20 protein-coding genes are annotated in these 24,673 nt (G+C 62.4%); 3 read left to right on the top strand and 17 right to left on the bottom strand.

Annotated elements, in window-relative coordinates:
- Positions 1-2 precede the first annotated feature (2 nt).
- The 15 genes from HOP58_RS06230 to HOP58_RS06160 form a co-directional block, all read right to left on the bottom strand.
- Complete coding sequence (locus tag HOP58_RS06230; protein ID WP_234259826.1) at positions 3-965, bottom strand: D-2-hydroxyacid dehydrogenase; 963 nt, start codon at positions 963-965, stop codon at positions 3-5.
- Between the two features lie 50 nt (positions 966-1,015).
- Positions 1,016-1,783, bottom strand: coding sequence for a hypothetical protein (locus HOP58_RS06225; RefSeq protein ID WP_234259825.1), 768 nt, complete (start codon positions 1,781-1,783; stop codon positions 1,016-1,018).
- Positions 1,780-2,484 carry a hypothetical protein gene (locus tag HOP58_RS06220; protein WP_234259824.1) on the bottom strand — a complete coding sequence of 235 codons (705 nt, stop codon included), beginning with the start codon at positions 2,482-2,484 and terminating at the stop codon, positions 1,780-1,782. The genes HOP58_RS06225 and HOP58_RS06220 overlap by 4 nt, the downstream gene beginning before the upstream one ends.
- A gap of 15 nt (positions 2,485-2,499) precedes the next feature.
- Positions 2,500-3,708, bottom strand: a complete 1,209-nt coding sequence (locus HOP58_RS06215) for a CDP-glycerol glycerophosphotransferase family protein (protein ID WP_234259823.1) — start codon at positions 3,706-3,708, stop codon at positions 2,500-2,502.
- 12 nt (positions 3,709-3,720) lie between these two features.
- Complete coding sequence (locus tag HOP58_RS06210) at positions 3,721-4,671, bottom strand: glycosyltransferase family 2 protein (protein ID WP_234259822.1); 951 nt, start codon at positions 4,669-4,671, stop codon at positions 3,721-3,723.
- A 713-nt stretch (positions 4,672-5,384) separates the two neighbouring features.
- A complete protein-coding gene (gene sthA, locus HOP58_RS06205; protein WP_010629068.1) occupies positions 5,385-6,776 on the bottom strand; it encodes a Si-specific NAD(P)(+) transhydrogenase in 1,392 nt (463 codons plus the stop codon).
- A 95-nt stretch (positions 6,777-6,871) separates the two neighbouring features.
- Complete coding sequence (gene nqrM / locus HOP58_RS06200; RefSeq protein WP_010629069.1) at positions 6,872-7,135, bottom strand: (Na+)-NQR maturation NqrM; 264 nt, start codon at positions 7,133-7,135, stop codon at positions 6,872-6,874.
- A gap of 18 nt (positions 7,136-7,153) precedes the next feature.
- Complete coding sequence (locus HOP58_RS06195; protein ID WP_234254798.1) at positions 7,154-7,933, bottom strand: hypothetical protein; 780 nt, start codon at positions 7,931-7,933, stop codon at positions 7,154-7,156.
- Positions 7,930-9,162, bottom strand: coding sequence for an NADH:ubiquinone reductase (Na(+)-transporting) subunit F (gene nqrF, locus HOP58_RS06190; protein ID WP_010629071.1), 1,233 nt, complete (start codon positions 9,160-9,162; stop codon positions 7,930-7,932). The genes HOP58_RS06195 and nqrF overlap by 4 nt, the downstream gene beginning before the upstream one ends.
- A gap of 71 nt (positions 9,163-9,233) precedes the next feature.
- Entirely contained in the window at positions 9,234-9,851 is a 618-nt protein-coding gene (nqrE, locus tag HOP58_RS06185) for an NADH:ubiquinone reductase (Na(+)-transporting) subunit E (RefSeq protein ID WP_010629072.1), read from the bottom strand.
- Between the two features lies 1 nt (position 9,852).
- The gene (locus HOP58_RS06180) at positions 9,853-10,521 is read right to left on the bottom strand and encodes an NADH:ubiquinone reductase (Na(+)-transporting) subunit D (RefSeq protein ID WP_010629073.1); all 669 of its coding nucleotides are present in this window, start codon (positions 10,519-10,521) and stop codon (positions 9,853-9,855) included.
- A 9-nt stretch (positions 10,522-10,530) separates the two neighbouring features.
- Complete coding sequence (locus HOP58_RS06175; protein ID WP_010629074.1) at positions 10,531-11,343, bottom strand: Na(+)-translocating NADH-quinone reductase subunit C; 813 nt, start codon at positions 11,341-11,343, stop codon at positions 10,531-10,533.
- Positions 11,343-12,569: an NADH:ubiquinone reductase (Na(+)-transporting) subunit B gene (locus tag HOP58_RS06170; protein WP_010629075.1), complete on the bottom strand. Its 1,227-nt coding sequence runs from the start codon at positions 12,567-12,569 to the stop codon at positions 11,343-11,345. Before HOP58_RS06170 ends, HOP58_RS06175 begins: the two co-directional genes overlap by 1 nt.
- Complete coding sequence (locus HOP58_RS06165; RefSeq protein WP_234259821.1) at positions 12,569-13,918, bottom strand: Na(+)-translocating NADH-quinone reductase subunit A; 1,350 nt, start codon at positions 13,916-13,918, stop codon at positions 12,569-12,571. Before HOP58_RS06165 ends, HOP58_RS06170 begins: the two co-directional genes overlap by 1 nt.
- A 371-nt stretch (positions 13,919-14,289) precedes the next feature.
- Positions 14,290-15,753 (bottom strand): glyceraldehyde-3-phosphate dehydrogenase, encoded by a 1,464-nt coding sequence (locus tag HOP58_RS06160; RefSeq protein ID WP_234254800.1) that lies wholly within the window; start codon positions 15,751-15,753, stop codon positions 14,290-14,292.
- A gap of 232 nt (positions 15,754-15,985) precedes the next feature.
- Here HOP58_RS06160 and mfd point away from each other — a divergent pair, with 232 nt between their 5' ends.
- Together mfd and HOP58_RS06150 are read left to right on the top strand one after the other, a co-directional pair.
- Positions 15,986-19,435 carry a transcription-repair coupling factor gene (mfd, locus tag HOP58_RS06155; RefSeq protein ID WP_234254801.1) on the top strand — a complete coding sequence of 1,150 codons (3,450 nt, stop codon included), beginning with the start codon at positions 15,986-15,988 and terminating at the stop codon, positions 19,433-19,435.
- Between the two features lie 202 nt (positions 19,436-19,637).
- Positions 19,638-20,717: a L,D-transpeptidase family protein gene (locus HOP58_RS06150; protein WP_234254802.1), complete on the top strand. Its 1,080-nt coding sequence runs from the start codon at positions 19,638-19,640 to the stop codon at positions 20,715-20,717.
- Between the two features lie 163 nt (positions 20,718-20,880).
- On the opposite strand, the gene HOP58_RS06145 is transcribed toward HOP58_RS06150, so the two are convergent.
- Positions 20,881-21,144, bottom strand: coding sequence for an Lpp/OprI family alanine-zipper lipoprotein (locus tag HOP58_RS06145; RefSeq protein ID WP_010629080.1), 264 nt, complete (start codon positions 21,142-21,144; stop codon positions 20,881-20,883).
- 193 nt (positions 21,145-21,337) lie between these two features.
- On the bottom strand, positions 21,338-21,952 hold the full coding sequence (locus HOP58_RS06140; protein WP_010629081.1) for a L,D-transpeptidase: 615 nt from the start codon (positions 21,950-21,952) through the stop codon (positions 21,338-21,340).
- 172 nt (positions 21,953-22,124) lie between these two features.
- Between HOP58_RS06140 and HOP58_RS06135 the strand changes: the two genes are divergently transcribed.
- Entirely contained in the window at positions 22,125-24,539 is a 2,415-nt protein-coding gene (locus tag HOP58_RS06135; RefSeq protein ID WP_234254803.1) for a xylulose 5-phosphate 3-epimerase, read from the top strand.
- Positions 24,540-24,673: the final 134 nt, after the last annotated feature.

Here is a 24,673-nt window from a genome sequence, read left to right as displayed (position 1 = left end):
ACTCAATATCCCCGCTGCGGGAAGACCTCGGTGCGCAACGGAGCGCCGGCGAGGTAAGCCGCCATGTTGTCTCTGAGCACGGCCAGGCCCAACTGATGTCCCGCTGCAAAGCGACCCGCCACATGCGGCGTGATCAACAGGTTCGGCGTCGCCCACAGCAGCGAATCGCTCGGGAGGGGCTCTTCGCGGAACGCATCCAGCGCCGCTCCTGCCAGCTTGCCCGCGCACAGCGACGCTCGCAGGGCCTCCTCATCCACGAGCTCACCCCTGGCCACGTTGATGAAGATGGCGTCATCTCGCATCGCCCCTATCGCGTCTCGATCGAAGACACCGCGGGTTTCCTCGGTCAGCGGCAGGGCGCACAAGACGTAGTCGAACGTGCCGATCACCTGAGACAGCGCCGACAACGGGTGCACGTGCAGGAAAGGCGCTCGCGGCGAGGTGTCCCTGGCAATCGCCTCGACCGTGACACCGAGCCCCGCCAGCGCGGAACCGACGGGAAGGCCGATCCCGCCCGCCCCGCATACCAGTAGCCGCTTGCCTGCCAACTGACCGAGCACCGGCCTCTCCCAGCGTTTCTCCCTCTGACTATCGACGAAGAGCCCCAGGCGCTTCTCGAAATGCAGCAGCACGGCCAGCAGATACTCGACCATGGCCTGGGCATGAATGCCGCGAACGTTGGTGATACGGAAAGCGACAGGGCCGGGCCCGATGGCGTCGAGCAGGCGATCCACCCCCGCACTCATGATCTGCACCCAGCGCAATGACTCGGGCGGCGCTGCCAAGCCGGCCATGAGTGCCTCGTTCTCGTGTCCCACCAGCACCTCGGGCGCCATGTCGTGCAAGCAGCCCGAGCGGCTGCAGTCGAGCAGGGTCAGCTCGGGCATCAGTTCGGCCAGGGCCGAACTCACCTTGCGCTCCCAGTCGTCATGGCTATGGGAAGGGAAGCAGAGACCCACTCGCATGGCATACCTCGAGTCAGCGGAGAGAACGCAGAACGGGCTCTCGGCTCGCGTTACGGGACTTGGCTCAAGCCGTGGGCAGGCCCTGGCGCAATGGCCTTCATCGAACCAGCCAGCCCCAGGGCATGCGCCAAGGCGCACAGCCTCCGATGGCTAGGCTCACCCAGGGTATTGTCGAACGTGACCACCTTCACTCGGCCTGACGACTCCAAGGCGTCGATGACGGCGAGTACTTCCTCGACGACCATGGCTGCGTCGTTCGGTGCGACTCGGCTCCTGTCGATCACGCTCTGGCCGCCCAACCTGCCTCGTTGCCGTGCCTGAATCACCTGCCCCTCGGCGACGACGTGCAGGACGACGATCGGACGCGACGGCAGCAAAGCCAGCGTGAGCGAGACCCACTGCTGCATCGGAAAGGGACGGCCGGCTGCCGGTCTGGCACGAAAGCGCAACGACCAGACCGCCTGAAAGATGCCCTGGCAGAGCACGATGGGCCTCTCCTGCCGGTGCAGGCACTGCACCATGGCAAGCAGCTGCAGCCAGTTCAGCAAGGCACGCCCTGCCGCCGGCGCACTCGACCACGGCGTGTTCCAGACGAGAGAGCAGAAGCTCCACCAATGCGCCCCCAGTACCGGCAGAGCAGCGACGATGAGCCGTACCTTCCATGCCACACGCGACAGTCGCCGGGCTCGGGATAGGGAGAAAAGCTCGGTCTGGATACCCGCATCCTGCAGCTCTGCGAGCCTCAGCAAGCGCTCGGTCACGTAGGTCTTACCCACTGCGGGGCAACCAAACGCCTCGACGTATGGCGCCGTGCTCATCGATCCCGCTCCAGGTTGTGCTCGAGCAGCGCAAGGACGTCGGCCAGGGTTCCCGAATTGTCGATACGTTCGACCCGGCGTGCTATCGGCTGGTAGTCGAGGTTTTCCCGATATCGCCGCTTGATGTCCTCGGCGCTCTCCTTGCCAGCCTTCACCCGCTCGGCGTTACGTTGGATAGCCGTCGATTCATCGACGATGAGAAAAAAGGCAACGTCGGCCGGTTCGACGCGCCGATAGATGGCGTTTTCCAAACCGGCCAACAGGCGCAGGATGGCGCCGTTCAGACCCGGCTGGTCCCGGGCGATCTTCGGTCCATCCATCTTGCCATACTCCAGCGTCGGCCATCGGTCCGCCACGACCGTGACGCCGGCGAGCGCGAGCCGACGGGCACGGCGGGACAGACGCCAGCGCAGCAGTGCAAGCACGATTCCGGGTAACGCATCGCGAAAGATACGGGTCTTGTGTCTCGATTGGCTTCGGCCCGCCCCGTCATTGGACGACGCCTTGCGCAAGCCGAGGCGCAGCCTTTCCAACCAGGCGGCTTGAGGTTTACCACCGCTGACCAGCGCCACCCGCTGCGTCGTCGCGAGACGAGCCGTCAGGCTTTCCACCACCGTTGACTTGCCGGCACCATCGATGCCGGAGATCACGACAATGCGCCCCGCCTGGGGCACGCTTCCGTGGAGCACGCCGATGCTCATGCGACCCCCCCGAGGTCAATCCGTCAGGCTCTTTTGCCTTATCGTCTCGATGATGGCGGCGCACGCCGCTATCGCATCCCCGCCACAATGCACTTCCTTGAACCCCTGCACCCGGCTCAGGGCATGCTGCTGCAAGGCCGGATCGAGCACCTCCTTCAGCTCATCGACCCTCAAGGCGGGCTCCGACTCGCCATAGGCCTCATACAGCCCCGTATCGCTGGTGATGTAGTCGTCGAGGTCCGGCGCATAGAGAAAGGCAGGGCGAGCCAGAATGCAGAAGTCGTAAATCACGCTGGAGTAGTCCGTCACGAGTACATCGACATCCTGCAGAGCAGAGTTGATGTCGTTGAGCCGCTGACATCCAAGCTCCACGAAGCCTAGCGTCGACAGTTGGCGACGGACATCTTCATCCATCTCTATCGACAAGGAGGGGTGAGGTCTGAGCACGACAGCGTATCTTTCTGCATTGGCATGGCCAACGAAAGTGACGAAACTCTCGTCGATCTTCAGTCGGAAAGCGCTATCGGCACGGCGTGTGGGAGCATACAGGATGACTTTTTCTAAAGCGGCGGCAAGGTCGCCCTTCAGCTCTTCCTCGATGATTCTCCGCAACACCCCACGATTGTCCGTTATGCCCTTCCAGCGCGGATAACCCGAATTGACGACCGCAATTGCGCTACCTCGATAAGCACTCTCGAAGCGAACCTTCGAGACCTCGGAGGAGACGAACGCGGCAACCGGTGTCTTTCTTTGAGGCGTGTAGGCTCGGACCTTTTCGTACAGTCTTCTCGACCGCCGTTCCGGATGAACCGCTAGATTATCTCGGCCCATGCGTTTCATCGGCGTACCATGGGTGATCTTGAACAGCTTACTGCGGTAAGAAGCGAAGGGATTGACATCGTCCGCCGAGTGACTGACCACGGCAACTCCGGCACGCAGCGAATAATAGATTCCCATCGGGGATAGCCAGTAGTGCGCCTGATAACCTTTCGCCTTCAGTTCTTCGACTATCTCGGGGGATTTCGATATCCAGATCGGCACAATGGAGCTATCGGTAGCACCGAGCATCTCATACAGATAGCGTGGGTTGTCTGAATATTGCCTACCGTTCCAGGCACCGAATACCCATATCGAGCCATTTTTCTTGACGAGAAAGGAGAGAACGACCAACGGTAAGCACACCGTTGCCGCCAACCCGCGTCTTACCAATGAAAGCGGCGCCATATGCTCGAGCCCCTATTGGTGCTTGGCTACCAGCGAACGGAAATTTTGAAAGACATTGCGGGGCAATAGCAGCATCATGCAATGCAGCAACTGTTTCACAGAAAGTGCACTCAGGTAGAGACTAGCGATATCCTCCGTCACTTTCATGCCATGCATTCTTTTCTCTACGCTCCAGGAGACCAGCTTCCTGTTTATCGCCTTTCTGGCGTAGTAAGCCTCTCGCCAGGAGAGCCTCCCCGAAAGAGAAGACAGTGCGTCTCTGGCCGGATGAATATGAGCGAGATTAATTATATCATTGCTGATACCGCAATGATCTATCTTCCACTGACTGGTAATCTTTCGGTTGTAATGCGTTTTCTCCAAGATCGCTAGCATGCGGATCCAGTAATAGACATCACCGCCCCTTCGGTATACGCCTGCCGGAAAGCCACCGCTCTCGAGGAACGCCGCTCTCTCGATACAAGCCCCGTTCATATGGATGTAATCCGAGCGCGAGAACAGCTCGAGTCCTTGTTGTCTGGAAATCTCCCCCTCATGAGGATAAGCCACGGCTGGCTCGGCTCTGTCGCCCCGCAACTTGGCATAGGCATTCACATACAGCTTGATTGGCCTGCCCTCGGTGCGCTGGATGTTCTCGTTGAATTGGGCCAGGTGATCGGGTGAACACCCATCGTCGGCATCCTGAAAGAGCAGCCATTGGCCTTTTGCCAATCGTGCGCCATGGTTTCTAGCCGCGTACCCACCGGGCCCTGGCTGATGACGCTGATACAAACGCAGCTTTCCCTGCGCCTGGTACTGCTCCAACAGCTCCAGCGAGCCGTCGGTGGAGCCATCGTCCACCGCTACTATCTCGAAGTCTTTGAAGGTTTGTACAAACAGGGAGCCAAGCGCCTCATCGAGGTATTTCGCTTTATTATAAACCGGCACGACAACGCTGAACAAAGGACTGCCTGCAGACTCCATGATGCCCTCCAGCGAACACCCAGATATCAATACTTGAGCGCCTTTTTTCCAGCCACTCCTTGGGAACCGCTGCACAAATGCCTGCGCGAGCGAATCACTGCGTTGCGCGGTGCCGAAGCGTCGGACCGTCGGAATCCTCACATATACCCCATATGCTCCGGTTGACTCGAAGCCTGCGGCTTCTCGCCCCTTCGGGGCCAGCCTACGGCTGTTTGTCACTTCGCTCGGTACTGTGCTCCGTGCGCCTTGCGACCCACAGGGATGTGGGAAGTGCGTTGGTTCGTCGGGAACGAACCTAGCCACTTCATCTCGCTCGTCGATTTGTTCAGTGCTTCCCTTGGCACGCTACCGCCCAGGAGTCATCAGGCCCTCTCCTTGCCTTGCACACCGAGTCGTCATCCACTTGTCGTACACCGCTAACCAAATCTTCATCGTTCAGCCATATTTCCTTCAGATACATAAGATCACACAGCTTGATCGCGGCTGCGTATATCATTTTTCTCATGCTTTTTCGTCATCATTCGGCTATGCCGGAGAGGGATGCCTTTACCATCCTTACCGAAGTTCAGATGAACAAGCCGCCAAGAGCAGAGCCGTTAAAAAGGCAAACAAGGAACTGCGGAAGTACGATATATGGGCACAAAAAAGCGCCGGTCTTTTCAGCCGGCGCGGAATGAGAAATATCGTGTATTGGTATGAAATAGAGATGGACCTCAGAACACCCGATTCAGCCCGTTCTGTGCCGCGACCCGGTACGCTTCCGCCATGGTCGGGTAGTTGAACGTGGTGTTGACGAAGTACTTCAAGGTGTTGGCCTCGCCCTTCTGCTGCATCACGGCCTGACCGATATGCACGATCTCGGAAGCCTGGTCACCAAAGCAGTGGATGCCGTAGATCTCCAGCGTGTCCTGATGGAAGAGTATCTTCAGCATCCCTACCGTGTCACCGGTGATCTGGGCACGTGCAGTATCCTTGAAGAAGGCCTGGGCAACCTCATAGGGTACCTTGGCCTCGGTCAACTCGCGCTCGGTTCGACCGAAGGAGCTGATCTCGGGGATGGTATAGATACCGGTCGGCACCTCATTGACGAAGCGATAGTCTCGTTCGAGCAGCTCGTCGCAGGCGTTGAGCCCCTGATCGTAGGCGGCACTGGCCAGGCTGGGCCAGCCGATCACGTCACCGGCGGCATAGATGTGCGGAATGGCGGTGCGGTAATGATCATCGACTTGCAGCTGACCGCGCCCGTTGGCCTCGAGGCCGATGTTCTCGAGACCCAGCTCGTCGGTATTGCCGGTACGGCCGTTGGCCCACAGGAAGGCATCGGCGCGCAGCTTCTTGCCCGATTTCAAATAGACCACGACGCCGGAGTCGTCCCCTTCGACACGCTCGTACTCTTCGTTGTGGCGGATGAGCACACCATGCTTGCGCAGATGGTAGGAAAGCGCATCGGAAATTTCATCGTCGAGGAAGGAGAGCAGCCGGTCGCGGTTGTTGATCAGGTCGACCTTGACGCCCAGCCCCGAGAAGATGGAGGCATACTCGCAGCCGATCACACCGGCGCCGAAGATCACCAGCGTACGCGGCGTATGCGAGAGGCTGAGAATGGTGTCGGAATCGTAGATACGTGGATGGCGGAAATTGATGTCGGCCGGACGATAGGGGCGCGACCCCGTGGCGATGATGATCTTCTGCGCCACCAGTTCTTCCAGCGCCTCCTGGCGGTCGCGAACGAGCAGGGTGTGCTCATCCTTGAAGCGCGCCACACCGCTGTATAGGTCAATGCGGTTGCGGGCATAGAACTTGGTGCGCATCTCGACCTGCTGGTCGATGGTCATACGCGAGCGTTCCATGACCCTGGGAAAGGAGAACCAGCGTGGCTCGCCGATATCGCGGAACATGCGGTTGGTGTTGAACTGCATGATCTGCTTGACCTGATGGCGAAGCGCCTTGGAGGGTATCGTGCCCCAATGGGTGCAGTTGCCCCCGAGAACGGGCTGCTTCTCCACGACCGCGACCCGCTTGCCGTGCTTGGCTGCATTGATGGCGGCACTCTCGCCGGCCGGTCCGGTACCGATCACCACCACGTCGTAGTTATGGACTGCCATGGGCTCTTGCGTCTCCTTTCCCTTGTTGATGTCAGGTGCCGGCGTTCACTTGTCGCCATGACCCAACGGCATACGGCTCAGCAGCACGTAGCGGCTCAACGGCGAGTGGCATCGTAGCCAAGGTCGGCGCCACGACTCTCATCGCTTCTGCGGCGCTCGCTCGCCAGCCCCTTGCGCTTGCGATTCTCCTCCTCGCAGACTTCATCCTTGCCTCCGCAGATGTCACATCCCTCCTTGAGACCGAGCTGGTTGAGGCCGCCGCAGGAGCCGGCGATGGGCTTGCGCCCCAGGATCACTCCAATCGCCATGGCGGCCATGATCAACAGCATGAAGCCCAGAACGACGAGAAAAGTACTCATTGATGAAGCTCCTGGCGGCTAACGAACGAGCCAAGGCTCGAGTGCCGCTGTGTGATGGATTTCAATGCCCTGTGGTCTCTTGACAACAACCTTGGCCGCGCTATCCAGCTCATCGGCCAGCCGTATGGCCTCCTCGGGCCCGGCGTGGATCAGCAGACTGGCTTCTCGCATGGCCGTGCCGGCATCCGCTGCGATGACGCTGACGGAAAGCGGCGTCGCCGGTGTAACGAGGGGGGCTGCGGCCTCCTGCTGCACGAACCGATGCACCAGCGCGGCGTCCTGCAGGCGGACATGGCGCGCTCCTTCGGGCACTGGCAGGCCAGGCTGTTCGAGCGAAAGACGCCAGGCGCCGCCAGGCGGCGTACCTGAGCTCCGCATGACCCCACCCACCTCGACCAGCACGGCGACGGGGGCAACGGCATGGTGGCCCAGCCATAGCGTCAGACGGTCGACAGCCAACGCTTGGAAACGTCGATCCACCTCATGTTGCAGTGCCGCTGAAGGCGCCACCCAGAGCGGCGAGAACGCGGAAACGCTGGCCCTGATCAGTACCTCACGTTGCGCTTCGAGGTTTGCCAATTCACCTTGTATGCCGGCTTCGAGCTCGGCGGCATGGCCCGCTCCGAGGTCGGCATAGAGGGTGATATGGTAGCCCGTTCCCAGCGCCGTACCCTGATAGAGTTGCTCGTCGAGCTGCTGGCGGCAGGCACTGAGCAGAAAGGATGACAGCATGAGAAAGAACAGGGCCGGCCCGTAAAGGGCCAGCCCGGAGAGTCGCCCGTGGGCGAGCTGCATCATCCGCCAAAGTCGTCCAGCAGGATGTTTTCGGGTTCCACACCCAGATCGAGCAGCATCTTGATCACCGATGCGTTCATCATGGGCGGCCCACACATGTAGTACTCACAATCCTCGGGGGCCGGATGGTCCTTGAGGTAGTTCTCGTACAGCACGTTGTGGATGAACCCGGTGGGGCCGGTCCAGTTGTCCTCGGGCAGCGGATCCGACAGCGCCAGATGCCACTCGAAGTTCGGGAACTCCTCGGCCAGCTGATCGTACTCATCGTTGTAGAAGGTCTCGCGCCAGGAGCGCGCACCGTACCAGAACGAAATCTTGCGCTTGGAACTCAGGCGCTTGAGCTGGTCGAAGATGTGGCTACGCATCGGGGCCATGCCCGCACCGCCACCGACGAACACCATCTCGGCGTCGGTATCCTTGGCGAAGAACTCACCGAAGGGCCCCATCACGGTGACCTTGTCGCCCGGCTTCAGATTGAAGACGTAGGTCGACATCAGACCCGGCGGATGGCTGGTGCCGGGAGGCGGCGTGGCGATACGGATGTTGAACTTGAGGATGCCCTTCTCTTCCGGGTAGTTCGCCATGGAGTAGGCGCGGATGACTTCCTCGTTGTTCTTGTGGGAGATCTTGAACAGATCGAACTTATCCCAGTCGCCGCGATAATCTTCCTCGATATCGAAGTCGGAGAACTTGATGTCGTAGGGCGGCGCCACCAGCTGAACGTAGCCGCCGGCACGGAAGTCGACGTTCTCGCCTTCGGGCAGCTTGAGGTTGAGTTCCTTGATGAAGGTCGCCACGTTGGGATTGGAGATGACCTCACACTCCCACTTCTTGACGCCGAAGACCTCTTCGGGAACCTCGACCTTCATGTCCTGCTTCACCGGCACCTGGCAGGAGAGCCGCCAGCCGTCCTTCTTCTCACGCATGGTGAAGTGGGATTCCTCGGTGGGCAGGATGGCGCCGCCACCCTCCTCCACGCGGCACTTGCACTGGGCACAGGAGCCGCCGCCGCCGCAGGCAGAGGAAAGGAAGATACCGTTGGCCGCCAGCGTGTTGAGCAGTTTGCCACCGGCCTGGGTAGTGATGGTGTGCTCGGGGTCGCCGTTGACCTCGATGGTCACGTCCCCGGTGCTCACGAGCTTGCTGCGGGCGGCCAGGATCACCAGGACAAGGCCGATGACGACCGCGGTGAACATGAACACACCGAGCAAGATGACAGTTGTTCCAACCATGTCGGTTTCCTATTTGCTGTGAGTAACCTGCACTCCGGCGATGCCTGGCATCGCCGGAGACGCACCCTGGCTCAGAGCTGAATGCCGGAGAAGGACATGAAGCCCAGCGACATCAGACCCACGGTGATGAAGGTGATGCCAAGGCCCTGCAGGCCACCCGGCACATCGCTGTACTTGAGCTTCTCGCGCAAACCTGCCAGGGCGGTAATCGCCAGCGCCCAGCCCACACCAGAGCCGAGGCCGTAGACCACGGACTCGCCGAAGCCGTAGTTACGCTCGACCATGAACAGCACGCCACCGAGGATGGCGCAGTTCACGGTGATCAGCGGCAGGAACACACCCAGCGCGTTGTAGAGCACCGGTACGTACTTGTCGAGGAACATCTCGAGGATCTGCACCAGTGCGGCGATGACGCCGATGTAGGAAAGCAGACCCAGGAACGACAGGTCGATGTTCTCGGCTCCGGCGATGCCGGTCCAGGTCAATGCGCCTTCGGCCAGCAACGCGTTGTAGATCACGTTGTTGACCGGCACCGAGATGGTCAGTACCACGATGACCGCGATGCCCAGACCGAAGGCCGCCGAGACCTTCTTGGACACGGCCAGGAAGGTACACATACCGAGGAAGAACGCCAGGGCCAGGTTCTCGACGAAGACCGAGGCGACGAAAAGGCTAATATAGTGCTCCATGTTACACAGCCTCCTTCGGCTCGGTGTTGTGCTTCATCTTGAACTCGTTGGCCTCGACCTGTTCCGGGTGCATGCCGCGAATCGCCCAGATCAGCAGACCGATGATGAAGAACGCCGACGGCGGCAGCAGCAGCAGACCGTTGGGCACGTACCAGCCACCGTTCTGCACCGTCTCGAGCACGGTGAAGCCGAACACGCTGCCGGAGCCGAACAGCTCACGGACAAAGCCGACCAGCATCAGGATCAGGCCATAGCCCAGACCGTTGCCGATGCCGTCCAGGAACGACAGTCCCGGCGTGTTCTGCATGGCAAAGCCTTCGGCGCGCCCCATCACGATACAGTTGGTGATGATCAGGCCGACGAACACCGACAGCTGCTTGGACATCTCGTAGGCGAAGGCCTTGAGCACCTGATCCACCACGATGACCAACGAAGCGATGATGGTCATCTGCACGATGATGCGAATGGACGACGGAATGTGCTGACGAATCAGCGAGACGAACAGGTTCGAGAACGCACAGACGAAGATTACCGCCAGGGTCATGACCAGCGACACGCTCATGCTGGTGGTCACGGCCAGAGCCGAACAGATGCCAAGCACCTGCAGGGCGATGGGGTTGTTCCTCGTCAGCGGCGTCGTGAGAACGCTCTTGGGAGTAACGGCTGACATGATCGCTCCTTAAGCTTCAGCTTCGAGTTCGACATCGGCTTCCTGAGCTTCCTCCGGCTCGACTCCGGTACGGAATCTTGCCAGATACTCACCGAAGCCTTCCGGGCTCAGCCAGAACTGCAGCATATTGGTCACACCATTGGCGGTCAGGGTAGCACCTGACAGACCGTCCACCTGGTGATCGCCAGTGCCGCTGCCCCGCGCCACGCGAATGGCCGGGGTCACGCTCTCTTCGTCGGCGAAGATACGCTTGCCTTCCCACTGTGCCTGCCAGCGCGGGTTGTTGACTTCGGCGCCGAGTCCGGGCGTTTCGCTGTGCTCGTAATAGGTGATACCAACGATGGTGTTACCGTCGCCCTCGATGGACATGTAACCGCGCATCAGCCCCCACAGGCCCTGGCCGCGAATCGGCAGGATGATCTGATCGGGGTTCTCGGGGTCACCCACCAGATAGACGGTAGCGAAGTTCTCGACGCGGGTCAGCCCGGCGATATCGCGATCGCCCGACAGAGTACGACCGGTAGCCGGATCGCGAGCCGCCTGGAAGTGGTCGAAGGTCTCCGCATCGAACTCGTCGGTGTACTCACCGGTACGCATGTCCACCACACGCGGCGTGATCTCGGCAAAGGCCGCTTCCACGTCGATGCCCGGCTCGTGGAGATTGGCCACGCGCAGGATGTTGGTCTTGCGGTCGAGTTCCACGTTGAGCTGCTGCATGGGGCGCAGCGCCACCGCGGCGGTGGAGACGATGACGGAGCACACGATACAGAGTGCGAACGCCACCGTCAGAATCTTCTTGATGGAGTTGTTGCTCTGGGCCATCAGGCAGTCTCCTCGGCCGGCACACCGGTGCGCTGCATGCGGCGCTTGATGTTGGCCTGAACAAAGAAGTGGTCGATCAGCGGCGCAAACAGGTTGGCGAACAGAATCGCCAGCATGATTCCCTCGGGGAATGCCGGGTTCACCACGCGGATGAGCACCGTCATCACGCCGATCAGAGCGCCGAAGATCAGTCGTCCCTGGTTGGTCATGGAAGCCGATACCGGATCGGTGGCCATGAACACCATGCCGAAGGCGAATCCGCCGATCACCAGGTGCCAGTACCAAGGCATGGCGAACATCGGGTTGGTGTCGGAACCAATCAGGTTGAAGAGCGCACTGGTTGCGACCATGCCGAGGAACACCCCGAGCATGATTCGCCACGAGGCGATCTTGGTCCATAGCAATACCGCGGCCCCAAGGAATATCGCCAGCGTCGATACCTCACCCACCGAGCCGGGCACGAAGCCGATAAAGGCATCCCACCAGCTGTACTGGCTGGTCAGGTCGGCCATGCTCTCCTGGAAGGCAATGGACAGCGGAGTCGCACCGGTGAAGCCATCGGCGGCCACCCACACGGCATCGCCCGAGATCTGCGCCGGATAGGCGAAGTAGAGGAAGGCACGGCCGGTCAGCGCCGGGTTGAGGAAGTTCTTTCCGGTACCGCCGAAGATCTCCTTGCCGATCACTACACCGAAGGTGATGCCGAGCGCCACCTGCCACAGCGGGATGGTGGCCGGCAGAATCAGGGCGTAGAGAACCGAAGTGACGAAGAAGCCTTCGTTGACCTCGTGACCACGCTTGACGGCGAAGACCACTTCCCAGAACCCGCCGACCGCGAAGGTCACCAGGTAGATGGGCAGGAAGTAGGTCGCACCGAGCACGAAGTTGGCCCACAGGCTGTCCGGATTGTGGCCACCGGCCAGGGTCATGAGAATCGCTTCACGCCAGCCGCCCATGGAGGCGTAGCCGTCGGCGATCGCCACGTTGGCCATCCAGCCGGCATTCCACATGCCGAAGAACATGGCCGGGAAGGTACACAGCCACACGGTGATCATGATGCGTTTCAGGTCGACGCCGTCACGCACGTGGGCCGTGGTCTTGGTCACGCTTGGCGGAGCATAGAAGATGGTGTCCACTGCTTCGTAGAGCGGATACCACTTCTCGTACTTGCCACCCTTGTGGAAATGCGGTTCGAGATTGTCGAGCGTCTGTCGGATACCCATCATCAGGCCTCTTTCTCGATCATGGTGAGGTTGTCACGCAGGATGGGACCGTATTCATACTTGCCCGGGCACACGTAGGTGCACAGCGCCAGGTCCTCTTCATCCAGCTCCAAGCATCCGAGCTGCATGGCCACCTCGATGTCACCGACGATCAGCGAGCGCAGCAGCTGGGTCGGCAGAATATCCAACGGCATCACCTCCTCGTAGACGCCAACCGGCACCATGGCCCGCTCGGAGCCGTTGGTGGAGGTATTGGGCGCGTAGTTGGAGAGTCCCTTGAACTTCGACAGGTAGATGCCCAGCACGGAGTGGCGGTTGGCGCCCGGCGAGAGCCAGCCCATGAAGGCGCGCTTGTTGCCCTCTTCGAGCAGGGTCACCTGATTGTGGAAGCGGCCCAGGTAGCGCAGCCCGCCTTCCGCTGTGAATCCGGAGAACACCGAACCGGAGATCACCCGCGTACCTTCGGGTTGGAGGATTTCACCCGCCAACAGTTCCTCGGTACTGGCACCGATTCGCGTACGCAGCAAGCGCGGCTTCTCGGCACGTGGACCGCCCAGCGCCACCACTCGGCTGGTCTCGATACGGCCTTCCGTGAACAGCTTGCCGAAGGCGATCACGTCCTGGTAGCCGATGTGCCACACCTTCTTGTGCAGCGCGACCGGCGACAGGTAGTGAATGTGGGTCCCGACCAGGCCCGCCGGATGAGGACCGGCGAAGGTCTCGACCTGCACGCCATTGACGTCGCCACCGGGAATCGGCGCACTGGGAGCGGTGCACAGATACACCTTGCCCTTGGTCAGCCGCGCCAGCACCTTGAGACCGTCCTCGAACGCCTCGGGCTGTTCGTTGATGATATCGGCGGGATTCGGGCTCAGCGGATGCGTATCGACCGCGGTGACGAAGATGTCGGCCGGCACGCCGTCGATGGCCGGTGTGCGCGAGAAGGGACGCGTACGCAGCGCGGTCCACAGCCCCGACTCGACCAGTTGATCGACCACGACCTGGCGATCCAGGCTCTCGAGCCCGTTGCGGCCATGAGCCGTGAACTCGACAGCTTCTTCGTTCTCGTCGATCTTGATCACCACGGAAAGCAGCTTGCGCTTCTCGCCGCGGTTGATGGCAATGACCTCACCGGCCGCCGGGGCCGTGAAGCGTACGCCTTCGTTCTTCTTGTCGGTGAAGAGGAGTTGGCCCAGTTTCACCTTGTCCCCTTCCCGGACCTCCATGGTCGGCTTCATGCCGACGTAGTCGGTGCCCAGGATAGCCACGTGACGCACGGCTCGCGCATCCTCGATGCGCGGCTCGGGCGTCCCCATGATGGGGAGATCCAGGCCTTTCTTGACTTCGATCATAGTCTCGCCCAGTTGATGGATCGGAAATGCGAAGGAAAGGGGTTCGAATGGATTCGAATTCTTGTTGAGTTCAGTACGTTACCAGTCAGGCCCGAAGGCATTTCGGACCACCCCGAAAAAATCCCCAGCATTATAAAGACAAGCGCGACCAAAGGCCACACGACCTAAGGTCGCAAAAGGGGTAACGAAGCCGCTCGGCGCCTGCCTCGAGAAGGGTTCAAAAGGCGTTGAAAGGCGCTCGTTTCATGAAGTTCAAGCAGCCTCGAAGGCGACGGCCGGCACCTGGGCGGTACCGGCCGACGTGAAATGAAGGTGACTCAGGTCAGAAATTCCCGACCCATCGGGTCGGGAATTCGGCTGTGTCGCCTGACTCAAGCCTGAGCGCGGGGCAGCTTGAGGAAATGCACGTTGGAGATGTGCTGCAGGATACGCACCACCTGGCAGCTGTAGCCGAACTCGTTGTCGTACCAGACATACAGCACCGCCTGCCTGCCGTTGGCGATGGTCGCCTTGGCGTCGACGATACCGGCATGGCGGTTGCCGACGAAATCGGACGACACCACCTCGGGCGAGTCGACGTAGTCGATCTGCTTCTGGTAGGAGGAGTCGATCGACATGCGGCGCAGGTAGTCGTTGAGCGCCTCGGCATCGGTCTCGCGGCCCAGGGTCAGGTTGAGGATGGCCATGGAGACGTTGGGGATCGGCACCCGAATCGCGTTGCCGGTCAGCTTGCCGCCCAGTTCGGGCAGCGCCTTGGCCACCGCCTTGGCAGCACCGGTCTCGGTCAGCACCATGTTGAGCGGCGCGCTGCGACCGCGGCGATCGCCCTTGTGGTAGTTGTCGATCAGGTTCTGGTCGTTGGTGTAGGCATGCACCGTCTCGACGTGGCCGGTCTCGATGCCGTACTCGTCGTTGAGCACCTTGAGCACCGGCACGATGGCGTTGGTGGTACACGAAGCCGCCGAGAGAATGGTGTCGTCCGCGGCAATGTCGCCGTGGTTGATGCCGAACACGATGTTCTTGATGTCGCCCTTGCCCGGCGCGGTGAGCAGCGCCTTGGACACGCCCTTGCACTCTAGGTGCTGGCCCAGGCCTGCCTCGTCGCGCCAGATGCCGGTGTTGTCGACCACCACGGCGTTGTCGATGCCATAGGCGGTATAGTCGATGTCGCTCGGCTTGTCGGCGTATATCACCTGGATGACGTTGCCGTTGGCGGTGATGGTACGCGCCTCGTAGTCGACGCTGATGGTACCGTCGAAGGGCCCGTGGACGGAGTCGCGGCGCAGCAGGCTGGCACGCTTCTCGAGGTCCTTGGCGATGTCGCCACGGCCGCGCACGACGATGGCGCGCAGGCGCAGCAGGTTGCCACCGCCGGCCTTTTCCACCAGCACCCGCGCCAGCAGGCGACCGATACGGCCGAAGCCGTAGAGCACCACGTCCTTGGACTGACCGTTGTTGCCGCTGGAGTCGTGGCCATCGACGATCTCGGCGAGCTCTTCACGCAGGAAGGCCTTGGCGTCACCGCCGCCACGCTTCTTGAAGGCCACACCCAGCTTGCCCACGTCGACGTGAGCCGGACCCAGGTTGAGCTCGGTCATGGCCTGGACCAGCGGCAGGGTATCCTGCACCGAGAGTTCGGTGCCCTCAACCTTCCTGACGAAACGATGGTCCTTCAGGATACGGATCACCGAGCGATTGAACAGCGAGCGCCCGTAAAGGGTGGTGACCACGTTGTTGTGACGATACAGACTGCCGATCAGGGGGATCATCTGCTCGGCAAGCGCCTGATTGTCGTGCCATTCCTGGAAGACGGTCTCGAGGGGTTGCTGACTCACGTGAAGCCTCTCTGGTAATCGGGAATTCCTGTTCATTATCCCGTCCGGGCTCGTGGGGGGCAATCGCAGGATGGTCGCAGGTGCTGTAGGGGTATTACAGAAAACACAGGTTGACTACAAGCGCCGCATCGGGCTGGTATGATCCAACACCGACCACAGGCCGCCGTTCCATTCGGCATGGCGAATGCCGCAAAGGCCGCACACACGAACGACGATACGTCTCGACGCCATCATGCCCAAATTCTCGCTGCTCGACCCGCCCCGCCCCGCCGGGATCCGCGAAACCCTCTACTGGCAAACGCCGCCCGGCAGCGCGGCTGCGCTGGCGCTGGCTCATCTGGCCGACGATGAGCCGCTGCTGGTCATCACCCCGGATACCGCCAGCGCCCAGCGGCTCGAGGACGACCTGCGCTTCTACGCCAACGTACCGGTGCTGCCCTTCCCCGACTGGGAAACGCTGCCCTATGACAGCTTCTCGCCGCACCAGGACATCGTCTCGGAACGCCTGCGCACGCTTCGACGGCTGCAGGACGGCGAGCACGGCATCGTGCTGGTACCGATCAACACGCTCATGCAGCGCCTGCCGCCGGTGGACTACATCGCCGGCCGGGTGCTCACCCTCGAGGTGGGCATGCGGCTCGATCGCGAAGGCTTTCGCGACAGCCTGTCACGGGCCGGCTACCGGTCCGTGGAGACGGTCTACGAACCCGGCGAGTACGCCCTGCGCGGCGCCTTGATCGACCTCTACCCCATGGGCAGCGAGAGCCCGCTGCGCATCGACCTGTTCGACGACGAGATCGACACCTTGCGCCGCTTCGATCCCGACACCCAGCGCAGCCAGGACAAGGTCGAGCGGGTCGAACTGCTGCCCGCTCATGAGTATTCCCTGTCGCGCAGCGCCATCGCCTGCTTCCGCGAAGGCTTCGAGACACTGTTCGACGTCGACCCGCGCCAATGTCCGCTCTATGTTGACGCCCTGAAGGGCATCCCCTCACCCGGGCTGGAGCAGTACCTGCCGCTGTTCTTCGAAGAGACGGCGACCCTGTTCGAGCACCTGGCCGAGGGTACCCGAGTGGCTCTGCTGCCCGACGTCTTCAGCGCCGCCGAGCATCACTGGGCCGCCATCGAGAGCCGCTATGAGAACCTCGGCGTCGACCCGACCCGGCCGCTACTGCCGCCCCACCGCGCCTTCGTTCCGGTCGCGGAGATTTTCGCCGCCATCAAACGCCACCCGCGCGTCGAGCTGAGTGACGACCCAGAACAGCGACATGCCCACCCAGGTGCCGTGCAGGCACTACCGCAAGTGGCGGTCAACGCCCGCGCCAGGAAGCCACTGGCGGCGCTCGAGCACTTTCTCGCCGAGCATGGCGACACCCGGGTGCTGTTCGTCGCCGAGTCGCGCGGCCGCCGCGAGGCTCTGGAAGAGACGCTCGCCCCGCTGCAGCTGACGTTGCCCCATGTCGCCGGCTTCAATGCCTTTCAAGCCAGCACGGCACGACTGGCCGTCACCGAAGGCGAGCTCAGCGCCGGGCTGTGGCTGGAGCAGCCCGATCTCGCCGTGATCAGCGAGACGGAGCTGTTCGGCGACGTGGTGCGTCAGAGCCGCCGCCGCGAGAAGGCCACCGACATGGGCGAACTGGCCATTCGCCACCTTGCCGAGCTGCGCCCCGGCGCCCCGGTGGTACATCAGACCCACGGCGTGGGCCGCTACCGCGGCCTGGAACTGATCGAGGCCGGCGGTCAGGCGGCAGAGTTCGTGGCGCTCGAGTACGCCGACGGCGCCAAGCTCTACGTGCCGGTGGACAACTTGCATCTGATCTCGCGCTACGCCGGTGCCGACGACGAACTCGCCCCGCTGCACCGACTGGGCTCCGAACAGTGGGACAAGGCGCGACGCAAGGCCGCGGAGAAGATTCGCGACACCGCCGCCGAGCTGCTCGACGTCTACGCCCGCCGCGAGGCCCGGGAAGGCTTCGCCTGCGCCCTGCCCGACGAGGAGTATGCCCGCTTCTCCGCCACCTTCCCGTTCGAGGAGACCCCCGATCAGCGCGCCGCCATCGCCGCCGTGATCGGCGACATGACCGCCCCTCGCCCGATGGATCGCGTGGTGTGCGGCGACGTCGGCTTCGGCAAGACCGAGGTCGCCATGCGCGCGGCCTTCCTCGCCGTGCATTCGGGGCGTCAGGTGGTGGTCCTGGTGCCCACTACCCTGCTGGCCCGCCAGCACTTCGAGAACTTCCGCGACCGTTTCGCCGATACCGCGGTGCAGATCGAGCTGATCTCTCGCTTCACCGCCGGCAAGGGCCAGGCTGAGTCACTCGCGCGCATCGAGAGCGGCAAGGCCGACATCGTGATCGGCACCCACAAGCTGCTGTCGAAGTCGATGAAGCTGCCCAACATGGGCCTGCTGATCATCGACGAGGAGCACCGCTTCGGCGTCGCCCAGAAGGAGCGACTCAAGGAGCTGCGTGCCGAGGTCGACATCCTCACGCTCACCGCCACCCCGATACCGCGCACGCTCAATATGGCCATGAGCGGCATCCGCGACCTGTCGATCATCGCCACGCCGCCGGCCCGCCGCCTGTCGGTGAAGACCTTCGTCCAGCAGCGCGACGAGTCGATCATCAAGGAGGCGATGCTGCGCGAGATCTTGCGCGGCGGCCAGGTCTACTACCTGCACAACGAGGTCAAGACCATCGAGACCGCCGCCGAGACGATCCGCTCGCTGGTGCCGGAAGCGCGTGTCGCGGTGGCCCACGGCCAGCTCCCCGAACGCGCCCTGGAGCGCGTCATGTCGGACTTCTACCACAAGCGCTACAACGTGCTGGTGTGCTCCACCATCATCGAGACCGGCATCGACGTGCCTAGTGCCAACACCATCGTCATCGAACGCGCCGACAAGTTCGGCCTGGCGCAGTTGCACCAACTGCGCGGTCGCGTCGGGCGAAGCCACCATCAGGCCTATGCCTACTTGCTCGCTCCGCCGCCCCGCGCCATGACCAAGGACGCCGTCAAGCGCCTTGAGGCCATCGCTGCCGCCGACGACCTCGGCGCCGGCTTCACCCTGGCCAGCCACGACATGGAGATCCGCGGCGCCGGGGAGCTGCTCGGCGAGGAGCAGAGCGGCCAGATGGAGGCCATCGGCTACACGCTCTACATGGAGATGCTGGATCGCGCCGTGGCTGCCATTCGCGCCGGTAAGACGCCCAACATCGAAACCCCGCTGAACGAAGGGGTCGAGGTCAGCCTCAACCTGCCGGCGCTGATTCCCGACGACTATCTGCCCGACGTGCAGCAGCGCCTGGTGATGTACAAGCGCATCGCGAGCGCCGCCGACGAGGCCGAGCTGAAGGAGCTGCAGGTGGAGATGATCGACCGCTTCGGCCTGCTGCCAGCGCCGGTCAAGACCCTGATGCGCCAGACCCGACTGCGTCAGCGCGCCGAACGGCTGGGCATCGTGCGTCTCGAGGCCGGCACCGAACGCGGAAGGATGATCTTCGGCGGCCAGACCCGGGTCGATCCGCTGGTACTGGTCAAGCTCATTCAGGCCGAGCCGCAGCGCTATCGGCTCGACGGCGCCGACACCTTGCGCTTCGAAGCGACCATGGACAAGGAGGAAGGGCGCTTCCAGACCGTGGAGCAGCTGCTCGACGTACTCAACCGCAAGGCCCAGGCCGCTTGAGCGGCAACGCCAGGGTCCACGCAAGAAGCACGCCAGGACTCCCGCATCGCGCGGGAACGCTATACTATGCGTAGGTGTCCAATCGCAGCCTTGACACGAACCCGGCGCCAAGAACCGAAAGGCGCGTGACCGTTGCCGAATGACGTGGCATGTCTGGAGACATGCCACGCGTTGGCGACTTTATGACGAGAACATGACGTAAATGAAGAACCCGACACTGGCCAGGCGTATCGGCCTTGGCGTTGCCCTGTTCAGTCTTGCCGCCCTGTTGGCAACGGCAACGGTTGCCGACGAGAGTTCGAACGGCACCCGAGAGTTGCCCCGCGGCCATTTTCACCTGCCCGAAGCGGGTAACGTGATCGGCGAAGCCTATACCGTCGTCGTCGAAGAGGGTGAAACCCTGCTCGACATAGGCCGCCGCCACAACGCCGGCTACGAAGAGATGCGCATGGCGAATCCCGACGTCAGCATCTGGGCTCCCCAGGCCGGCACCGAGGTGGTGATCCCAGCCCAGCACATCCTGCCGGATGCTCCGCGCGAAGGTATCGTGGTCAATCTCTCCGAACTGCGCCTGTACTACTACTCGCGCCCCGGCATCGTCGAAACCTACCCGATCAGCATCGGCCGCGACGGCTTTGCCACACCGGTGGGTGTAACCCGCACCACCGTCAAGGTCAAGGACCCGCACTGGTCGCCGCCCCGCTCCATGCGCGAGGAAGCCGCGGCACGTGGCGAGCCGCCGCCCGCCGTGGTACCGCCCGGCCCCGACAACCCCCTGGGCCGCCACGCCATCCTGCTGGGTCTGCCGAGCTATCTGATTCACGGCACCAACATGCCCGACGGCGTCGGCATGCGTGCCAGCCGCGGCTGTATCCGCATGTACCCGGAGGACATCGAGTCGCTCTACGAGCGCGTTCCCAGCGGCACTCAGGTGAACATCATCGATCAGCCGTTCAAGGTGGCCTGGTCGGCGGATGGCGTGCTCTACGCGCAGTCCTTCCCGCAGCTCGAAGAGAACCAGGGCACCTTCGAGCCGATCATCAACGCCATGGAAGTCCTGGCCAACGCCTTCGGTGAGGAACGCCCGCCGGTAGACTACGCCCAACTGCGTCGCGTGGTGGAAAATCCCGACGGTCGTCTGGTCTCGCTGCTGCGTGTCGCCGAAGAGGAGCCGACTCCTGCCGCCCCGCAGCACGACAGCCTCGACAACGGAATCTTCTCCGAGATCGAACTCGGCCAGCTTTCCGGCCTCTTCACGGAGCTGGAAGCCTACCGCCGCTAGGCCTTCGCCCCACTGCCGACGGCAAGCGCACCACGCCGTCGGCGGCATCCGCTCCATGCCCACTTCACGAAGCCAATGCCCACGAACGAGAAAACCCCGCCGAGGCGGGGTTTTCTCGTTGCAGAACCGCCATCACCCGAGGGTGATGATGGCCCCAGCAGAATTACTTCTGCATGGAGCGCTGGAACATACGGTTCATTTCTTCGCGGTTCTGCTCGGACATCTGCAGAGCCGCCTGGGCGTCACGCTGCGCCTGGTTGGCAGTGTTTTGCGCCTGAGTAGCGATGCTGCGAGCTTCTGCAGCGTCCGCCTGAGCGGCTTCAGCAGTCTGGCGAACTTCGTCCAGAGCAGCGTTGGTAGCACAACCAGCCAGGATGGCCATAGAAGCAGCAGCGGCGGTCAGCTTCAGGGTGGTCTTCAGAGTCATGATGTTCTCCTTGAGTCTTCCTTGGTACTGCACAGGTTAGTACAGCGGCGTTGATGATGCCTGTGATCCAGGCTTTTCCTGCTCAATGCAGGATTCTTGCAGCGACTGCTGCCAAGCACAGGAGTCAAACGCTGTTTTATAATACCCTACGGCGCTTGTCCATAGCTCGAAACGTCCCTTGCGTATCTTGAGCCTAGCGGATGACGACGCGAGTGCCAATGTCGATTAGCTCGGAAAGCCTCTCGATCTCCGCGTCGGTTACCGCCACACACCCCTGAGTCCAGTGATAACTAGCATGAACCTCCGGGTCTGCCCTACCGAGGCCATGGATTCCGATGAAGCCCCCCAGCACTGTCTGCTGGGGCGGATACCCGTGACGCCGATAGTAGGCGAAATAATCTGCGTAATCCTGCTCCGTGTAAAGCCCTGTTTCCAACGCAGTACGCGCATGGGACGGCGTAGGATAGTCGATGCCGATGAAGATATGCCACTGACTTTCCCAATTAAAGCGATTGACGCGGAATTCACCCTTCGGCGTGACGTTGCCTCCGTAGGTGCGCATCGTGCTGGCACCGGAGCGACCCAGCGAGACAGGAGCGAAGCGCTCGAGCAGGGCGTTGCCCCGATAGACGCTCAGCGAGGATTCCCTATCGTCGACCAGCACCCATATCTCGCTGTCATGGCGAGGCGTGGGTGCGCGCGACAGAATGGTCTCGATCAGGCTTGCATGGGCTTCGCGCCCCGTCAGCAGAGCGAAGGGGGCCAGCAAGGCCAACTGGCCAAAGCGACGGCGGGAAACGGATCTCATCGACTCCTCACGGCAGGTCGGTTCGTTAGCGTTTTATAACGTATCCCGCTTCGACTGTCAGTCCACTTAACGTAACCGAACATTGCATCCATGACGCCGGTCAATGGCCTTCGTGCAAGCAAGCCTCTAGGCTCACAGACAGGTTTATCGTCATTAGCCACGGAGCCCACCCATGCCCGCTCAGCCCGGAAGCTCTCGCCCGCCCCGCCACGCCCAGCTCGCGACCACCGAGCAGAGCCCCGATTTCGCCGCCTGGGCCCAGGGGGTGGGTATGATCTCCCATGGCCCCGCCACTCAGGCGGCCATCGCTAGCCTGCTGGAACGCCATGCCCCCACCGCCGAACTCAGACGCACCTGGCTGGCCAAGCTGCGAGCCGCCGACCGGCTGGCCAACATGGGAATGTGGCTGGTGGCCCACATGACCTACGCGCAGCGCGTACGGCTGGATGGTGAGCCGCTCGTCGAAGGGGATTTCAAACCCCGGCCGGAAGGACACACCGGTGGCGCCCTCAACATGGTGCCCGCCTACGTCGGCTATCTCACTGCCAACAGCTTGACCTGCCTGACCCGCAGCTGGCTGATGGGGCAAGGTCACTGTGTGGCCGCCATCGATGCACTCAACGTGCTGGTGAACAATATGGGACCTGCCCACGCGGCTCGCTATGCGCTCAGCGACGAGGGCCTGACGCGGCTGGTCAACGATTTCTACCACTGCGGGGTCGATGCCGACGGTCATCCCGTCTCCCCTCTCGGCAGCCACGTCAACGCCCACACGGCGGGTGGCCTGAGCGAAGGCGGGTATCTCGGCTTTGCGGGCCTACAGTATGTGCACATGCCTCTTGCGCACCAGAATCTTGTGGCCTTTCTCAGCGATGGCGCCTTCGAGGAGCAACGCGGGAGCGACTGGGTACCGCGCTGGTGGCGAGCCGAGGACAGCGGCTCGATCGTGCCGGTGATGATCGCCAATGGCCGCCGTATCGATCAGCGTACGACCATGAGCCAGTCGGGCGGCACCCACTGGTTCGAGGAGCATCTGATGCTCAATGGCTTCGCGCCGCTGACCATCGATGGCCGGGACCCCGCCGCCTTCGCCTGGGCGATCATCACTGCCGAAACGGAACTGGCCGAACAGGTGGCTGCCCTGGAAGCGGGACACGGCCGCTACCCCCTACGCCTGCCCTATGTCATCGCCGAAACGGTAAAGGGCTACGGCTTTCCAGGCGCCGGCACCAATGCAGCGCATAATCTCCCGCTGCTCGCCAGCCCGGCCGAAGATGGCTCGGCTCGCGAGCGCTTCAATGCAGGCGCTGCCGCGCTCCACGTGCCGCTAGCCGAACTGCGCCAGGCGATCGATACACTCAACGATCACACTACGAGCCAACGCCCCAAGGAGCGCAATCACGAGCTGGCCGTCGCCGTGACGCCGCTACCCACCGCCCCACTGCTGCCGACCTTCATGCCAGGCCAATCCGTCTCCCCCATGGCAGCCATTGATGAAACCTTCAAGCGCCTCGTGCTGGCCAACCCCGAGCTGCGGGTGCGGGTGGGAAATCCCGATGAGATGCGCAGCAACCGGCTCGACCAGACCCTGGACCTGCTAAAGCACCGGGTGACCGACCCGGAACCGGGCGTCGCCGAGGCCCTCGACGGCTCGGTGATCACTGCCCTCAACGAAGAAGCGGTGGTGTGTGCGGCACTGGCCAACAAGCAAGGCCTGAACCTGGTGGCATCGTACGAGGCCTTTGCCGTCAAGATGCTGGGTGCCATGCGCCAGGAGATCATCTTTGCCCGTCATCAGCACGAAGTCGGCCTCGAGCCGGGCTGGCTGACGGTGCCGCTGCTGGCCAGCTCCCACACCTGGGAGAACGGCAAGAACGAACAGTCGCACCAGGATCCGACGCTGTGCGAAGCCTGGCTGGGTGAAATGGACGACGTGGCGCCGACGCTGTTCCCGGTCGATGCGCCAAGCGCGGCCTATGCGCTGCGAGAGCTTTACCGCTCACGCGGCCGCATTGCACTAGCGGTGGTAGCGAAGAACCCCGTGCCGGTAGTGCTCGATGAAGAGCAGGCCAGGCGCCTCTACGAGGACGGCATAATCTGCCTGCACGATACGGCGGCTCCACGTGTCCAGCTGTTCGCGATAGGCGCCTACCAGTTGATCGAGATGCAGCGTGCCCTGGCAAGGCTGACCCTGGCGGGAGTCGAGGCCAGCCTTTATGTGATTCAGGAGCCCGGCAAGCTGCGCGAGGCCAGGGACGAACGAGAGGCGACCGCCACCCTCGGCCAGTGCCGGCTCAGCCAACTGGTGCCGCCTACCCATGCCAGGGTCTTCCTCGCGCACTGTCGCCCCGAGCCGTTGTGCGGCGTGCTGCGCCCGCTCGACACCGGCAGCGGTTCACGTTTTCTTGGCTATCGCAACCGCGGCGGCACGCTGGATACCTTCGGCATGCTTTATGCCAATCGCGCTACCTGGGGCCATGTGTTGGAGGCCGTCAGCGAAGTGGCAAATCTCGAACTCGAGGCCCTGCTCGATGAACCGGAGCGCCTGGCACTTGCCGGCGAAGGCGATCCCCAGGCGCTGCGCTGAAGCGTTCGGCACTGCGCTTATCGGCAAGCGCAGCGCCTTAGGCTTTGTACGAAAAGTCGGCGAGCGATGGCCAGACAAGGCAAAAATTGGCGAAAAGACGGAGTTTACGAAGTGTAAATGAGTACTTTGAGCCG

This window comes from Halomonas sp. MCCC 1A11062 (assembly GCF_021404355.1).
GTDB classification, from domain to species: Bacteria; Pseudomonadota; Gammaproteobacteria; order Pseudomonadales; family Halomonadaceae; genus Halomonas; species Halomonas aerodenitrificans.
Note: the sequence above shows the minus strand (reverse complement) of the source record. Positions and strands in the feature narration are given on the sequence as shown.

Excerpts from the sequence above, each read along its gene's own strand:
- HOP58_RS06230 (WP_234259826.1), bottom strand. The coding sequence starts at position 965 with ATGCGAGTGGGTCTCTGCTTCCCTTCCCATAGCCATGACGACTGGGAG.
- HOP58_RS06225 (WP_234259825.1), bottom strand. The coding sequence starts at position 1,783 with ATGAGCACGGCGCCATACGTCGAGGCGTTTGGTTGCCCCGCAGTGGGT.
- HOP58_RS06220 (WP_234259824.1), bottom strand. The coding sequence starts at position 2,484 with ATGAGCATCGGCGTGCTCCACGGAAGCGTGCCCCAGGCGGGGCGCATT.
- HOP58_RS06215 (WP_234259823.1), bottom strand. The coding sequence starts at position 3,708 with ATGGCGCCGCTTTCATTGGTAAGACGCGGGTTGGCGGCAACGGTGTGC.
- HOP58_RS06210 (WP_234259822.1), bottom strand. The coding sequence starts at position 4,671 with ATGGAGTCTGCAGGCAGTCCTTTGTTCAGCGTTGTCGTGCCGGTTTAT.
- sthA (WP_010629068.1), bottom strand. The coding sequence starts at position 6,776 with ATGGCAGTCCATAACTACGACGTGGTGGTGATCGGTACCGGACCGGCC.
- nqrM (WP_010629069.1), bottom strand. The coding sequence starts at position 7,135 with ATGAGTACTTTTCTCGTCGTTCTGGGCTTCATGCTGTTGATCATGGCC.
- HOP58_RS06195 (WP_234254798.1), bottom strand. The coding sequence starts at position 7,933 with ATGATGCAGCTCGCCCACGGGCGACTCTCCGGGCTGGCCCTTTACGGG.
- nqrF (WP_010629071.1), bottom strand. The coding sequence starts at position 9,162 with ATGGTTGGAACAACTGTCATCTTGCTCGGTGTGTTCATGTTCACCGCG.
- nqrE (WP_010629072.1), bottom strand. The coding sequence starts at position 9,851 with ATGGAGCACTATATTAGCCTTTTCGTCGCCTCGGTCTTCGTCGAGAAC.
- HOP58_RS06180 (WP_010629073.1), bottom strand. The coding sequence starts at position 10,521 with ATGTCAGCCGTTACTCCCAAGAGCGTTCTCACGACGCCGCTGACGAGG.
- HOP58_RS06175 (WP_010629074.1), bottom strand. The coding sequence starts at position 11,343 with ATGGCCCAGAGCAACAACTCCATCAAGAAGATTCTGACGGTGGCGTTC.
- HOP58_RS06170 (WP_010629075.1), bottom strand. The coding sequence starts at position 12,569 with ATGATGGGTATCCGACAGACGCTCGACAATCTCGAACCGCATTTCCAC.
- HOP58_RS06165 (WP_234259821.1), bottom strand. The coding sequence starts at position 13,918 with ATGATCGAAGTCAAGAAAGGCCTGGATCTCCCCATCATGGGGACGCCC.
- mfd (WP_234254801.1), top strand. The coding sequence starts at position 15,986 with ATGCCCAAATTCTCGCTGCTCGACCCGCCCCGCCCCGCCGGGATCCGC.
- HOP58_RS06150 (WP_234254802.1), top strand. The coding sequence starts at position 19,638 with ATGAAGAACCCGACACTGGCCAGGCGTATCGGCCTTGGCGTTGCCCTG.
- HOP58_RS06145 (WP_010629080.1), bottom strand. The coding sequence starts at position 21,144 with ATGACTCTGAAGACCACCCTGAAGCTGACCGCCGCTGCTGCTTCTATG.
- HOP58_RS06140 (WP_010629081.1), bottom strand. The coding sequence starts at position 21,952 with ATGAGATCCGTTTCCCGCCGTCGCTTTGGCCAGTTGGCCTTGCTGGCC.
- HOP58_RS06135 (WP_234254803.1), top strand. The coding sequence starts at position 22,125 with ATGCCCGCTCAGCCCGGAAGCTCTCGCCCGCCCCGCCACGCCCAGCTC.